Origin of the sequence: Bacillus sp. SH7-1 (assembly GCF_008042405.1) — a bacterium.
GTDB classification, from domain to species: Bacteria; Bacillota; Bacilli; order Bacillales; family Bacillaceae_G; genus Bacillus_A; species Bacillus_A thuringiensis_N.
Window position 1 is genome coordinate 193303 of sequence record NZ_QNUD01000005.1, and the last position, 14244, is coordinate 207546.

Here is a 14244-nt window from a genome sequence, read left to right on the forward strand (position 1 = left end):
TTTTTTCAAGGGTTCCTAATGAAAGAATAGGAATCCTTCTTTTTTACGAGAAAAGGAGGGGAATAGGTGACACGTACATATATATTACTGTTTATATGTGTAGTAGTTTGGGGGAGTAATTTTATATTTGGTGCGATTTTAGTAAATACATTTCATCCGGTGTTGTTAACGACACTTCGCTTACTATTTATTAATTTGTTTTTTCTAGCGTACGCTATTATGTGTAAGAAAGACTTATATATAGAAAAGAATGAAATGAAAAGTGTATTATTAATTGGGGTCATAGGTGTCGCGATTAATCAATGGTCTTTTTATGAAGGATTACAAACAGCAGATCCAACAACAGCGGCGCTAATATTAGCACTTACTCCTGTCATGACTTCTATTTTAGCGGTATTTATTTTAAACGAACCGTTAACAGCTAAGTTAGTAATAGGAGGAGGAATTGCTACTTTTGGAGTGTTTTTTGTAATTGGTGTTGGGCAGAGGTTCGTCTTTTCAGAAGGGTTAATATGGATTTTTATAACGATGCTATCTTTTTCTTTATCTATCGTTTTAATTCGGAAATTGGGGAACAGAGATGATATGTTTTTGATTACATTCTTTTCTTCGATTTTTGGTTTTTTAATTATGCTACCGTTTCTTACTTTTACCTTTTCTCACATAACGTTGAAATACTCTATAGAGAGTTGGTCGCTTCTCATAGTGACAGCAATACTTATGCATGGAATTTGTACATTGGTTTGGAATAATCAATTGAGAAAAGCACAAGCATCAACAGCAGCAATGTTTTTAAATTTAGAACCATTCGTTACGATGGTGGTAGGCTATATTATATTGCAGAAAAGTGTAACAGCTATTCAAATAATTGGAGCTGTTTTTATCGTTTGTGGAGTTTATATTGCAACATTTGGATACGGGAAGAAATCGAGGGGACAAAAAGTGTTGTTTCGAAAAGCTACGTAATAGTATAGTGTGTATTTCTATGTGAAATGTATGGAAGGGATGAAAAATTTGGACAATCAACATAATCAAAATCATATTATGGGAACCTTGCAATGGTTTATATTTTTATTAGCGAATTCAATCGCATTACCAATTGTCGTTGGCGGATTATTTCATCTTACGACGGGAGAAATATTTTATTTGATGCAGCGTACGTTTTTTGTAGTTGGTATATCTTCTTTTTTACAAGGGTGGCTTGGACATAGACTTCCAATTGCGGATGGACCAGCTGGATCTTGGGTTGGAGTATTTACCGTACTTGCTTACGCAACTGTCGGGCAAAACCAATTACATAGTACATTGCAAATTTTAGAATTAGGAATGATAATTTCCGGTGTTATTTTAATAGGATTAGGAGTAACTGGTTTTATCGGACGTATTTTATTTTTATTTACGCCGCTTGTGACAGGGACGTTTTTACTTTTATTATGTTTACAATTAAGCGGTGTATTTTTAAAAGGAATGCTAGGAATTACTGCTACTGCTTCCCAAATCGATGGATTTACAGCGATAATCGCGTTTAGTATATTTTTGTTCGTTATTATACTATCTAATTTTGGAAAAGGTTTTGTCAAAAGTTATGCGGTTTTAATAGGATTAATTAGTGGATGGATTCTTTTTCTAATGGCAGGAAAAGTTACGATTCCATCTCAAGTAACTCATTTTGTGCAATTTCCGCAAATATTTGCTTGGGGCCTTCCAAAGTGGAATACAGGTATGGCTGTATCAAGCTTCGTTATGGTATGTATTTTAGTTTCAAATACAGTGGCAGCTATTATAGCAATTAATCAAGCTACCATTCAAAAAGCGACTATTGAACAGAAACAGTTGAAGGATGGTACGTGGGTTGGAGGAATTTCGCACATCATTTCTTCCGTATTTTCAACTGTAGGTGTCGTTCCATTACCAGCAACGGCAGGGTTTATTCGCTTAACAAAACAAAAATATATACGATCGTTCTTACTAGCATGTATGTTACTAGTCGTAATGTCGATGTTTCCAAGTGTTATTCGTTACTTAGCATCGTTACCATCCGCTGTTGCATCTGCAGTTTTAATGGCTTCATTCGTACAGCTAATTGGAATTGGGTTAAATAATATAAAACAAGTGGAGCTTAATGAAAGGAATGTAACGATTTTAGGCGTTGCAGTATTATTTGGCAGCGGTGTTATGTTTTTACCGTCTGGAGCGCTCCAATCCTTACCGTCTGTTATGCAATATATATTCGGAAATGGTTTGTTCGTAGGTACAGTTGTCAGCATATTACTAGAACAAATATGGCGTGCCGAAAAGCAAGTGGATACAAAGAGTGAACGCACTGTATAAAAGTCTAAAATAACATGAGAAATAAAGCCCATTTTCATTCACCACCCGCACATTTCGTTCATACAATATCTTGACTAAATAAACACCCAACTTACACATACACAGCTCTGGCTTAAGCAAGGAGGGTTATACCAGTTGAAGGAAAAAGCGTATCAATCTAAACCGTTACTCACAAAGAGAGAGAGAGAAGTATTTGAATTGCTGGTTCAAGATAAAACAACAAAAGAAATTGCGGGTGAACTTTTTATCAGTGAAAAAACAGTACGCAACCACATCTCAAACGCAATGCAAAAGCTAGGAGTTAAAGGACGTTCACAAGCAGTTGTTGAGCTTCTTCGCATGGGAGAGCTCGAACTATAAGAAAGCAGCCGACTTTTATATGAAGAGTCGGCTATTTTTCTGTTTGTTTCATGTTTTATATGAGTGATCATAATGTCTCGTACATAAATAGGTAGTGAGGCGGCTATGTTTAAAATGTTTCAAAGTTCAATTGAAGGAATTATTGTTCATCCTAGGGAACGATTGATATAACATATACATTCGGAGAATCGAAGTGATGGTTGAATGTCTTTATATGATTTGTATGAAAAGCCAGTTAAATTTGACTATTATTTGTTATAGTTAAAATAAAAAGAGGTTAAGGATATGAAGTGGATAATTTCAGCAAATCCGAAAAAATATGACGTAGTAGGTGCTTTTAATCGATATGATTATATTGATTGGAGCCAAAGTGCAAATCACGAGATTGGGGATATTATTTATATTTATTGTTCGGCTTTTATAGGGAAAATAAAGTTTAAATGTATTGTGGAAGATGTAAATATACCGTGGGAAAAAGTTAACGATGAAGATGAATTTTGGGTGGAGAAAGAAGATTATCAAAAGGCAAAAACAAAAAAGTTTATGCGTTTGTGTTTGCAGCAACAGATTGAGTCTGACGATTTAGCTTTTGAAAAGTTAAGGGAAAATGGATTGTTAGGTAATATTCAAGGTCCGATGAAATTAGAATCTAAAGTTGATTTACTAAACTATATTGAACAATGTTTTAATGAAGATAGTTCAAAATCGGTCTATCCAGATGAAGTACCAGAACAATTGTCTATTATGGAAGGGCATCAAAAAACAGTAATCGTTAATTGGTACGAGCGTAGTGCTGTAGCAAGAAGGAAATGTATTGAACATCATGGTTGTTATTGTCATGTTTGTAATTTAGATTTTGAAAAACAATACGGTTCTTTAGGGAAAGGATTCATCCATGTTCATCATAAAATACCGCTTAGTGAAATAGGCAATGAGTATGAGGTGGATTATGTGAATGATTTGATCCCAGTGTGTGCTAATTGTCATGCAATGCTTCATAGAAAAAGCATAAATGGTTCTTTTTTAACACCTGAAGAATTGAAAGTGTTAATTAATAAGTAATGTAATAAGATGGGGGGATTGTAGATATTATTTGAAGGGCAAGTAATTGAGTTTGTATGTAATTATTTAGCTGATCATGATTTTGAAATCATAGACCCTGAATTTTTACATGAAGAAAATTGGTCTATTTTTGATGAGGATGATCAGCGGTATTTAGGGATTGATATACCTGCTATTCATATGGAGGATACAACAATTGCGTGGCGTTGGAGATAAAAGCTATAAAGTTGTGAACGTCTTTGTACGAAAGAATTCATACGATAACAACAAGCTGACTTTTATACAAAGGGTCCGCTTGTTGTTATCGTTTTTTTCGCTTGCTATATGAATGATAAGAACACTCCATACATAAATAGGTAGTAAGGAGGGGATATGTTGAAAAGGATATTGTTAGTTTCAACAAGCGCTCATGATATGAATGGACACCCGACTGGTTTGTGGTTGGAAGAGCTCGCAGCTCCTTATAATTTGTTTAAAAAAGCTAAGTTCGATGTTGATATTGTGTCGATACAGGGTGGTAGAGTGCCGATTGATAGAGTGTCTATTCCGAACGGGATACCTCGTGAATTTAAGCATGTCGCTTCTTTAGTGCAAAATACGAATCCGATCTCAACGGTTCATTTTTCGGATTATGATGCGGTTTTATTTGGTGGTGGGCACGGGGCGATTGTAGATTTTCCAGGTAATCTATATGTTGCAAATTTGATTGAGAATATGTACAGCAATAATCGGATTGTAGCGGCTGTTTGTCACGGAGTAAGTTCTTTAGTCAGTGTGAAAAATACAGATGGCTCGTTTTTTGTTGCTGGTAAGCGTATAACAGGTTATACGAATGATGAGGAAAAAGCTGTACATTTAGAAAAGCGAGTGCCGTTTTTATTAGAAAGTAAATTGAAAGAAGAAGGGGCTTTGTTTTATGTGGCTCCAAATTTCACGCCGCATGTCGTAGTAGATGGGCGTTTAATTACAGGACAAAATCCGCAGTCTAGTATGGAAATAGGGAAAGCCATAAGAAGAGCTGTAAATACATTATAGAAAAAATGCTCGCTACTTATAAAGGTAGCGGGCATTTTTCTATAGTGCAAATTGAAAACCTCTTAAACTAAAAAGATATATCGAGTATAATGACTTCATTTATAATTAATCGTGAATTTGCTATACTATTTTGTATGGACAAAAGGGGAGGCTCTCTTAATGAGAAAAGTTGCGTGTGCAAATACTTATATTAATAAAATAAAGCCCGTTATTAGAAAAACGAGTTTTAGCCAATTGAAAATAGATGAAATTGCGAAATATATGGATATTAGTAAAGCTACTTTATATAAACGTTTTTCTTCAAAAGATGAGATTATAGAAGAAACCGACTTTCCTATAGAAGGTCGGTTATTTTTCTGTCTTGCAAATTATGAAAAAAAGGAGCAAAATAAAAAAGGTCCTAGTCTATACAGGTACAAATGAAAATTTTCATACAGAAGCAGTTTAAGTTAGCGAACTTAAAGTGTGTAAAATATAATGATAAAATAAGATGATGAATGAGAAAACGGGTGATGAAGTTGAATAGAGCAATCGGTGTTATCGATTCAGGAGTTGGCGGTTTAACAGTAGCGAAGGAATTAATTCGTCAGTTGCCGAAAGAGCGCATTATATATTTAGGGGATACAGCACGTTGCCCTTATGGTCCGCGTTCTCGAGAAGAAGTGGGTCAATTTACGTGGGAAATGACGGAGCATTTACTAGATTTAAATATTAAAATGTTAGTTATTGCGTGTAATACAGCAACTGCAGTTGTATTAGAAGAGATGCAGAAACAATTACCAATTCCGGTGGTAGGAGTTATTCACCCAGGATCACGTACAGCTTTAAAAATGACAAACACGTATCATGTTGGGATTATTGGAACAATCGGAACGGTGAAAAGTGGTGCATACGAAGAAGCGCTAAAGTCTATTAATAACCGTGTTATGGTAGAAAGTTTAGCGTGTCCGCCTTTCGTTGAGCTTGTAGAGAGTGGTAATTTCGAAAGTGAAATGGCGTATGAAGTTGTAAGAGAAACGTTGCAACCGCTGAAGAATACTGATATTGATACACTTATTTTAGGTTGTACACATTATCCAATTTTAGGTCCTGTTATTAAACAAGTAATGGGAGATAAAGTGCAACTAATTAGTTCTGGTGATGAAACGGCGCGTGAAGTAAGTACAATTTTATACCATAGTAAAATGTTGAATGAGGGAGAGGAACAAAGTGATCATCTCTTCTTAACAACAGGAAAAATAGGCCTATTTAAAGAAATTGCATCAAAATGGTTCGGTCAACCGATTGAAAATGTGAAACGTATTCATTTAGAAAAAGAATAATAGTAGAATCCATATAAGTGAACTCCTGAGAAATCAGGAGTTTTTTTGTTTATAGGGAGCACAGCTTGTTCTAAAAAGTGAAACAGCTCGTATACATAATAGTACAAACTTAGATTTTAGGGGGGAATGGCATGCCTAAATCCACTTTTAAATGGGTTGTTGGTGCTACTGTGAGCGCTGTTTTACTAACAGGGTGTGGCTTTATAAATCAGGAGAAAGCAACGGAACAAATTGATCCGCCAAAACAAGTTACGTATACAGAGGGTGGAAAGAAAGAAGTAGCTAAGAAAGATAAGCAAGGACAAACGGTGAATAGAGAAATATACCTTGTTGATAAAAATGGCTATGTTGTGCCGCAAACGTTAGCTATACCTACTCCGAAAGCAAATGAGGTCATTCAGCAAACGTTAGAGTACCTTGTGAAAGATGGACCGATAACGAATTTATTACCGAATGGGTTCCGTGCAGTCATTCCAGCGAATACATCGATGACCCTAAATTTGAAAAAAGATGGGACGGCAGTCATTGATTTCTCTAAAGAAATGAAAAACTATGCGAAAGAGGAAGAACGCCAAATCGTTGAATCTATTGCATGGACGTTGACGCAATTTAAAGAAATAAAACAAGTGCAGTTCCAAATAAATGGTGAGAAATTGGCGAAGATGCCTGTTGGTGGTACACCGCTTGGTGAAGGCGTGAGCCGTGCGAACGGTATCAACTTCGATGATGAACAAGTAGCGGATGTAACAAATACAAAACCAGTTACCCTTTATTTTATGGCGCAAAATAATAATAAACAGCAATACTACGTACCAGTAACACGCCGCGTTGTAGAAGGAAAAGAAAATGATTATGCAACCATTATAGATGAACTTGTAAAAGGACCGATTCATCAATCGCTCCTGAATGATTTCAATCCAGGAGTTAAGCTGATTACGAATCCGAAATTACAAGACGGAAATCTTACATTAAACTTTAATGAAAATATATTTATAAATCCAGATAAAAATATGATTTCAAATTACGTATTGAAGTCATTAGTTTTATCTTTAACAGAAAAGAAAGGCGTGAAAAGTGTTTCTATTGAAGTGAATGGTAAAGCAAATCTTATAGATGAAAAGGGCGGAAAATTAATAAAACCTGTAGATCGTCCAGAAAACGTGAATACAGGTAGTTTTTAATCGTCGATAATTTGATATACTTAAGTAAGAAAGAGGAATTGCTTTTTGGGTTCCTCTTCTTTTATTGTATACATATCATACATTTAAATTTGGCTATACTAACAAGTAGTTATGAGGAGGTTATTTTTATGCGAGTAGATGGTAGAGAGAAAACAGAATTGCGCCATATACATATTCATACGAATTATTTAAAACATCCAGAAGGATCAGTATTAATTGAGGTTGGGGATACAAAGGTAATTTGCTCAGCGACAATTGAAGAGCGTGTCCCACCATTTATGCGTGGAGAAGGAAAGGGCTGGGTAACAGCTGAATACGCGATGATTCCACGTGCGACAGAACAACGTACAATTAGGGAGTCAAGTAAAGGGAAAGTAACAGGACGTACAATGGAAATCCAGCGCTTAATTGGACGAGCATTACGTGCGGTAGTTGACTTAGAAGCACTTGGTGAGAGAACGGTCTGGATTGATTGTGATGTTATTCAAGCTGATGGTGGAACGAGAACTGCTTCTATTACAGGTGCATATGTAGCAATGGTATTAGCTTTCGAGAAGTTATTACAAGCAGAAAAAGTATCTAAAATTCCAGTAAAAGATTATTTAGCAGCAACGTCAGTAGGGATTGTTGAAGAGCAAGGTGTTGTTTTAGATTTAAACTATGCAGAAGATTCTAAAGCAGACGTTGATATGAATGTAATTATGACTGGAAAAGGCCAGTTTGTTGAAGTACAAGGAACTGGAGAAGAAGCGACGTTCAGCAGAGCACAGTTAAATGAATTACTTGATGCTGCAGAACAAGGCATTTTCCAACTGATTGATATGCAAAAAGAAGCGTTAGGTGACATCGTATCTCATATAGAGTAGAGGTGGAAAATATGAAACAAGTTGTTGTAGCGACAAAAAATATGGGGAAAGTACGTGAATTTGCTGAGTTATTTGAGCGATTTGATTTAGAAGTGAAATCATTACACGATTTTCCTCATATTGAAGAAGTCGAAGAAACTGGTGAAACATTTGAAGAAAATGCGATATTAAAAGCGGATAGTTTGAGTAGACAGTTGAATGCAATCGTAATTGCGGATGATTCAGGTCTTATTGTAGATGCTTTAAACGGGAAACCAGGCGTGTATTCAGCTCGTTTTGCTGGAGAGCCGAAAGATGATCAAGCGAATATTGATAAAGTTTTACAAGAATTAAATGACGTAGCGTTTGAAAAGCGTAAAGCTCGTTTCTACTGTGCATTAGCGGTTGCTTTCCCTGAAGGGGATAAAAAGCCTGTCATTGTAAACGGGACATGTGAAGGATTTATTTTAGAACAACGCCGCGGGGAAAACGGCTTTGGATATGATCCGATTTTTTATGTGGAAGAATATAAAAAAGCGATGGCGGAACTAAGTTCAGATGAGAAAAATGCTATTAGTCACCGCGGACGTGCTCTACGTAAGCTAGAAGAAAAAATCCCTGAATGGTTTTTAGGAGAATAAGGGAGAGAGATTGATGAAAGCTTTAATCGTAAGCGATAGTCATAGCTCTGTGAAGGAATTACAGCAGTTAAAAGAGAAGTATGAAGGGAAAGTAGATATCATGATTCATTGCGGTGATTCAGAGCTAACGCCTGCTCATGAAGAGCTGCAAGGTTTCCATGTTGTAAAAGGGAATTGTGATTATGCTAACTTTCAAGACGAAATTGTAACTGATGTAGACGGCATTCGTTTCGTAGTTGTGCACGGACATCGTCATAACGTGAAAATGACGTTACAAACATTAGCGTACCGTGCAGAAGAAGTAGGGGCGCAAGTTGCATGCTTCGGACACTCTCACGTATTAGGTGCGGAATTAATCGACGGCGTTTTATTTATTAATCCAGGTAGTATTTTATTACCGCGTCAGCGTGTAGAAAAGACATTTGCCTTATTAGAAATGGATGAAAATCAAATGGAAGTTCGTTTTGAAACACTAGACGGACAGCTAGTTGAACAAGCAGTTTTTAAAAGAGGATAATAAAAATTATCCTCTTTTAAAAAAGGTGTTGACTTTATGTATGGTTATACATATAATAAATATTGTCGATAGGGCAACAGCGCTAACGAAGAAAAATAAAATAACATATGCGGGTGTAGTTTAGTGGTAAAACAAGAGCCTTCCAAGCTCTGGTCGAGAGTTCGATTCTCTTCACCCGCTCCATGTCCCAGTAGCTCAGCCGGATAGAGCATACGCCTTCTAAGCGTACGGTCGGGAGTTCGAATCTCTCCTGGGACGCTAAAAAAACCTTGTTATCTTTTGATAACAAGGTTTTTTGTTTGTCTATCAATTGATGTATGTGCAAGAGGTTTAAAAATATTATAACGGGATATATGAAAATGAGTATATGCAACAGATTAAAGTGCATTAAAAAGAGCGCTTAAAAACGCTCTTTGCTAGTCAGTTATATTATTTGTTTGTTCAGGCTCATCAAATGGTTTATGCACGTATTGAAAACCGTATCCAGCTTCAACGAGAACTTCATCAACCTTTTCTAAAAATTCTTTGCCCCATTCAGTAAAAAGATATTTCCCGAATATCTTAATAACAAAACCATACCCTTTTACTTCAGGATACCTTTCGTAAACCTCGTCACTTTCTATAAAGCCCAAATACAAATTGATTTTTTCTTGCAGTAATTCAATATGTTTTTCCTCATCAGACCAGTCTAATTCATCAGCGATGACTAAATAGGCTATTTTTTCTTCTTTATTGTAGCCCATAAAATCAACTTTTTCTAATTCGTATAAAGACATAAGTACACCTCTTATCTATTGTTTTCTTCTAATTTCAACTTTAGTTGGAGGTATTTCCGTACCGCCTACAAAAGGTGGTTTACCTTTGCCTACAACTGTTGCGCCATATTCTTCAATTTCAGGAATCGCAATTTTTTGTTTTTTAGTAAGGGGAGCAGTTGGTGAACCTTTTGCTTCAACTATTCTTATATCTTCTAGATCTTTATTGGCTCCTAGAAAATCAAGTCTTGTCTTTGTTCCTGTTTTATTAGTCTTTAAAGTTATTTGTTCTACTACTGTATCTACCTCTTTTGAGAAGTCCTTATGTACTTCTTTTTCAAAGGCTTTCCCAGCTTCTTGATTTATTCCTATTTGTACCTGTCTTTGGGCTTTTACTGCTTCTGCTGTCTTGTCTATCTTCTTAGCAGTATCTACGGTGTCAGCTATCTTTTTGGCACCTTTGACTACTTTTATTCCCTTACCAACAGGCGTAAGTCCCGCAAAAACCATGACACCAGCACCAGTGCGTTCCCACCACGAAAGTTTTTCGCCAGTATCGGGATCAACACCTTCTATAACACGTCGTACATCGTATTCTCCCGATAACTCGCCCGCTAGGTCTCTAGTAACTTTCTCTAAACTTGCACCATCTTTTTTCGAAGAAGATGCACCAGGTGATGTGTTGTTATTTTCTGAAGAAGGGGTATTAGCTATAATCTCACTTTCAACTAGATTGCCGTCGTACTCAGCATCTGCCGTGCGGAATTTTTCCGCAACTCTTTCTAATTCGGCAGCTATTTTATCGAATTCCGTTAAAACTGTGAACATTTTTGGTTTAGCTTCGTTAAACATTTGATAGAAATGTTGGCTAGTTGCTCCTGCCCAGTTTGCGGCAATATGTTCTGTTTGATTGTATAACCCATTATGTATTTGTTCTAAGGTGTACCGTACGTTCTTTACCGTCTTGGCTACTTGCTCTAGACGTTCAGGTGTTACTTTTATTTGTACCATACCATCCCTGCTTCTCCTATAATATTTTCACAAGAAAATTATACCATATCTATACATTAGCCAGTGTATGTTAAACAAGCCATGAAAGAATCGCTTATATATTGTAGATAATAGGTGGGCCGGAAGTTCGGATCTCTCTTGGGACGCTAAAAATTGATGTTTTGGTGTAAGAGATGGGGGTAGGAATAAAATAGCATAATTAATACGAGTGAAAGATTATCACAAGAAGTGATTACTTATAAGTTTCGCGTCTAGTTTGGGTTATAATTGTAGCTCATTCTTAATATCTGTAACCTTTCCTTCGATATTAAGCAGTTGTATATGTACTTTTTTTCGTAAATAAAAAGAGCGCCATGTATGCGCCCTATTCCTCTTATTTAATTTCAAGAATCAATAGGTTTATGATGGAACTCAAATCCATATCCAGATTCTCCTAATTGTTCACTTACAATATTATAAAACTTTTTCCCGTAAAAACTAGGTTCATTCTGCGAATACACTTGTATAATGAAATGTGTTCTTCCTATTGTACTTGGAACTTTTTCGTAGATTTCATCACTTTCAATGAATCCTAAATATGTATTGATTTTGTCTTGTAAAAGTAAAATGTGTTCATCGTCAAGTTCTTCGCTTTTATTCCACTCTAAAGCATCAAAGATTGTTAAGTATACATTATCTTTATTATCCTCATCTATTAAAACTAAATCGACTTGATCCGTATCATGTAATGCCATATAAAAGCCTCCTTATTCTTCTTTTCTTATTACATTTATTTTCGTTGGTGGAATCTCTTCTAAATGTTCAAATGGTGGTTTGTTCCTACTTTTAACTATTGCACCTGATTCCGCAATTTCAGGGAAGGCTTTTTTCTGATTTTTAGTAAGAGGTGCAGTAGGTGAAGATTTTAACTCTACTAAGTCAATCTTACCATTTGCGTCCTTGCCTCCTATATCTATACGAGTGAAAAATTATCACAAGAATTGATTACTTATAAGTTTTGTGTCTAGTTTGGATTAGGATTGTAGTTCAATTCTTAATATTTGTAACCTTTCCACCGTCTGCGACCTTTTAGATGATATTAAGCAGTTGTATATGTAATTCTTTTTCTTAAATAAAAGGAGCGCCGTTTATGCGCCCTGTTCCTCATAGTATTTAATTTAAAGAATCAATAGGCTTATGATGGAAATCGAATTCATATCCAGATGCCCTTAATTAATCACTTACAATGTTATAAAACTTTTTACCATTCTAGTAAGATTGAGCATCGATTGTCGGAACTTATCCCCGGCAGTGTGTTACAATTAATAGAAGCGGAAAACGAGAATCTCCAATTGACTGGACTTGTGATTGGTTGGACAGTTTAAGAAGGTTGTATAAAAAAGGGAGATGGCGCAAAGATGGCGAGAGCAAAAGAGAATGATTTAACGGAGAAATTGGCAGAAGGTCAACGGAAATATGGTGACGGCAACTTTACAATACAGAACATCGGTGATGAAACTAACCCGAATTGGACTGTCGTAAAAAATGTGAGGAAGGGATCGGCAGGCATTCGCGAAGAGGAAGATATATTAAGACTGCGATCAAAATATATAAAATAGTACGGAAATGGGCGGGTCGGGAGTTCGAATCTCTCCTGGGGCGCTAAGAAAACCTTGTTATCTTTTGATAACAAGGTTTTTTGTTTGTTTTAAATTAGTTATTAATAAACTTCTCAAAGACAAAACCATAATCTTTCACATGATATTGTTTCTTCGTATCAACGAGCCAGTTAAAGGCGATTTCGTTCATCTCTTTAAATTGCTCTGCTAAGTTTACTTGTGCGTTTGAAATACGGCTAAAAGCATTAGATGCCATATCTAAACTTTTATGTGCATACTGCAATGTAATGTCGTTGTCGTATGAAATTTCTTCGATTTTAAGTAAAGCTTTATATAAATCTTTTAATTCCTCGATATGTTTTTTATGAACATCAATTGAGTAATGCTCATCGCCCATTTGAAACTTAATTTCTACATCTAAATCAATCGTTCCGGCAGTTTCAAGTGCTACGTTTTTAATTTGATATTTGCTATAACTAAAGCGGCGTAGTGTACGTTTTTTACTTGTCGCACTTGTGCCATCTAGGTGGATTAATCCTTTGTTTGTGAAACAATATTCATCTGATTTTGATTTAATTAGAAAATAAATTTTCTCTCCATCTTCATGCATTACGTAATCATCAGCATCAACTTTATCGTAATCTTTCGGTGTAATGACAGAACCTACATCGCTTAGTCCTAATACATCTGCAGCCATTTTTTTAAACATACATAATCCCCTTTTTAAATTAAATTCTTAATTGTATAAAAATATATTAACATGATTTTAACAAATTGTTTTCTTATAATTAAAAATATTTGAAGGTGAGTTGAGAAAAGGAACGAATAATTATTTTAATCCAAAATTATTTAGTAAATCTATTAGTTTAAGAGTGGATTTTCCGAAAAACAATCAAGAGAAAAAAGTTAATTTTGCATGTGATTATAGAGAGATTCCGTGAAAGCGCCTCAAACGATATGAGGTGTTTTTCTATCCCTTTTTGAAATCTTACAATTCTGTAAGGTAACTGTAAGGTAGTTCGATGGTAACGAATTACTAATCCTCTATAATAAAGGTAACAACGATAAAACGAGGAGGAAGAAATGATGAAAGGATTAATCGTAACGGGTTTAACAGTTGCTTTTGGATTTGTAGCGTATGAGAAATTAACGTATGTAGTTGATGTTGTAAAACATTTAATCGCTTAGAGGAAACTACCATGAGAGGGAAAGGGAATGAGTGAATGAATGGAATGGTTATTTGGAATTATAGGTACTTGTAGTGTAGTGTTATTGTTCTTTGTCCCAAGTGGTATACTTAGTTCGACGACGAGTTTGTTCTTCTTAAGTTTGTTTGCTTGTACGATGCTTATCATTATGTTTTTAATGAAGCGAAGTAAACCAATCTTCTATTTTAGCATGATTGTTATGGCAATTATTGTTCTCCAAATTATTACCCTTGTTATATACCCCACTATTATAAAAGCTTTCCAATAATGATGAATCCTCTGCTTTCATTGCTGAGGGTTTTTATTTGTACATTTTTAATTTAGAGTAAGGATTTGTTTATATTGAAATATAAAAATTAAATATTTTCATATTTCAAA

At 35.4% G+C, this 14244-nt stretch carries 16 protein-coding genes, 2 tRNA genes and 1 pseudogene; 15 read left to right on the forward strand and 4 right to left on the reverse strand.

From position 1 onward, the window contains the following. The first annotated feature begins 66 nt into the window (after positions 1-66). The 13 genes and pseudogenes from DN390_RS04315 (at position 67) to DN390_RS04380 (ending at position 9552) form a co-directional block, all read left to right on the forward strand. Positions 67-966, forward strand: coding sequence for a DMT family transporter (locus tag DN390_RS04315; RefSeq protein ID WP_147806688.1), 900 nt, complete (start codon positions 67-69; stop codon positions 964-966). 30 nt (positions 967-996) lie between these two features. Continuing rightward, positions 997-2331 carry a purine/pyrimidine permease gene (locus DN390_RS04320; protein WP_147806689.1) on the forward strand — a complete coding sequence of 445 codons (1335 nt, stop codon included), beginning with the start codon at positions 997-999 and terminating at the stop codon, positions 2329-2331. Between the two features lie 135 nt (positions 2332-2466). Continuing rightward, the gene (gerE, locus tag DN390_RS04325) at positions 2467-2691 is read left to right on the forward strand and encodes a spore germination transcription factor GerE (RefSeq protein WP_000659484.1); all 225 of its coding nucleotides are present in this window, start codon (positions 2467-2469) and stop codon (positions 2689-2691) included. 285 nt (positions 2692-2976) lie between these two features. Next, the gene (locus DN390_RS04330) at positions 2977-3753 is read left to right on the forward strand and encodes an HNH endonuclease (protein ID WP_147806690.1); all 777 of its coding nucleotides are present in this window, start codon (positions 2977-2979) and stop codon (positions 3751-3753) included. Positions 3754-4125: 372 nt separating this feature from the next. After that, positions 4126-4788, forward strand: a complete 663-nt coding sequence (locus DN390_RS04340) for a type 1 glutamine amidotransferase domain-containing protein (RefSeq protein WP_147806691.1) — start codon at positions 4126-4128, stop codon at positions 4786-4788. Between the two features lie 159 nt (positions 4789-4947). Further along, positions 4948-5109: pseudogene (locus tag DN390_RS04345) on the forward strand (TetR/AcrR family transcriptional regulator); the annotation flags it as partial. Between the two features lie 191 nt (positions 5110-5300). Then, positions 5301-6110 carry a glutamate racemase gene (racE, locus tag DN390_RS04350; protein WP_147806692.1) on the forward strand — a complete coding sequence of 270 codons (810 nt, stop codon included), beginning with the start codon at positions 5301-5303 and terminating at the stop codon, positions 6108-6110. A 131-nt stretch (positions 6111-6241) separates the two neighbouring features. Continuing rightward, positions 6242-7291 carry a spore germination protein GerM gene (gene gerM, locus DN390_RS04355; RefSeq protein ID WP_147806693.1) on the forward strand — a complete coding sequence of 350 codons (1050 nt, stop codon included), beginning with the start codon at positions 6242-6244 and terminating at the stop codon, positions 7289-7291. A gap of 128 nt (positions 7292-7419) precedes the next feature. Next, entirely contained in the window at positions 7420-8157 is a 738-nt protein-coding gene (gene rph / locus DN390_RS04360) for a ribonuclease PH (RefSeq protein WP_001261765.1), read from the forward strand. A gap of 11 nt (positions 8158-8168) precedes the next feature. Beyond that, complete coding sequence (locus DN390_RS04365) at positions 8169-8777, forward strand: XTP/dITP diphosphatase (RefSeq protein ID WP_000815935.1); 609 nt, start codon at positions 8169-8171, stop codon at positions 8775-8777. Between the two features lie 13 nt (positions 8778-8790). Further along, positions 8791-9294: a metallophosphoesterase gene (locus DN390_RS04370; protein WP_000645495.1), complete on the forward strand. Its 504-nt coding sequence runs from the start codon at positions 8791-8793 to the stop codon at positions 9292-9294. A gap of 109 nt (positions 9295-9403) precedes the next feature. Next, positions 9404-9477 (forward strand) — tRNA-Gly (locus DN390_RS04375). Between the two features lies 1 nt (position 9478). Further along, positions 9479-9552 (forward strand) — tRNA-Arg (locus DN390_RS04380). Positions 9553-9710: 158 nt separating this feature from the next. On the opposite strand, the gene DN390_RS04385 is transcribed toward DN390_RS04380, so the two are convergent. From DN390_RS04385 to DN390_RS04395, 3 genes are all read right to left on the reverse strand, one after another. Next, positions 9711-10070 (reverse strand): DUF6572 domain-containing protein, encoded by a 360-nt coding sequence (locus DN390_RS04385; RefSeq protein ID WP_060632425.1) that lies wholly within the window; start codon positions 10068-10070, stop codon positions 9711-9713. Positions 10071-10085: 15 nt separating this feature from the next. Continuing rightward, positions 10086-11060, reverse strand: a complete 975-nt coding sequence (locus tag DN390_RS04390) for a WXG100 family type VII secretion target (RefSeq protein ID WP_147806694.1) — start codon at positions 11058-11060, stop codon at positions 10086-10088. A gap of 383 nt (positions 11061-11443) precedes the next feature. Next, the gene (locus DN390_RS04395) at positions 11444-11794 is read right to left on the reverse strand and encodes a DUF6572 domain-containing protein (protein ID WP_147806695.1); all 351 of its coding nucleotides are present in this window, start codon (positions 11792-11794) and stop codon (positions 11444-11446) included. A gap of 663 nt (positions 11795-12457) precedes the next feature. Here DN390_RS04395 and DN390_RS04405 point away from each other — a divergent pair. Beyond that, positions 12458-12658: a hypothetical protein gene (locus DN390_RS04405; RefSeq protein WP_000090056.1), complete on the forward strand. Its 201-nt coding sequence runs from the start codon at positions 12458-12460 to the stop codon at positions 12656-12658. 94 nt (positions 12659-12752) lie between these two features. Here the strand turns inward: DN390_RS04405 and DN390_RS04410 are convergent, their stop codons facing one another. After that, the gene (locus DN390_RS04410) at positions 12753-13367 is read right to left on the reverse strand and encodes a PH domain-containing protein (RefSeq protein ID WP_147806696.1); all 615 of its coding nucleotides are present in this window, start codon (positions 13365-13367) and stop codon (positions 12753-12755) included. Positions 13368-13885: 518 nt separating this feature from the next. On the opposite strand from DN390_RS04410, the gene DN390_RS04415 reads away from it, so the two are divergent. Beyond that, positions 13886-14134, forward strand: a complete 249-nt coding sequence (locus tag DN390_RS04415) for a hypothetical protein (RefSeq protein ID WP_060632422.1) — start codon at positions 13886-13888, stop codon at positions 14132-14134. The last annotated feature ends 110 nt before the right edge of the window (positions 14135-14244 follow it).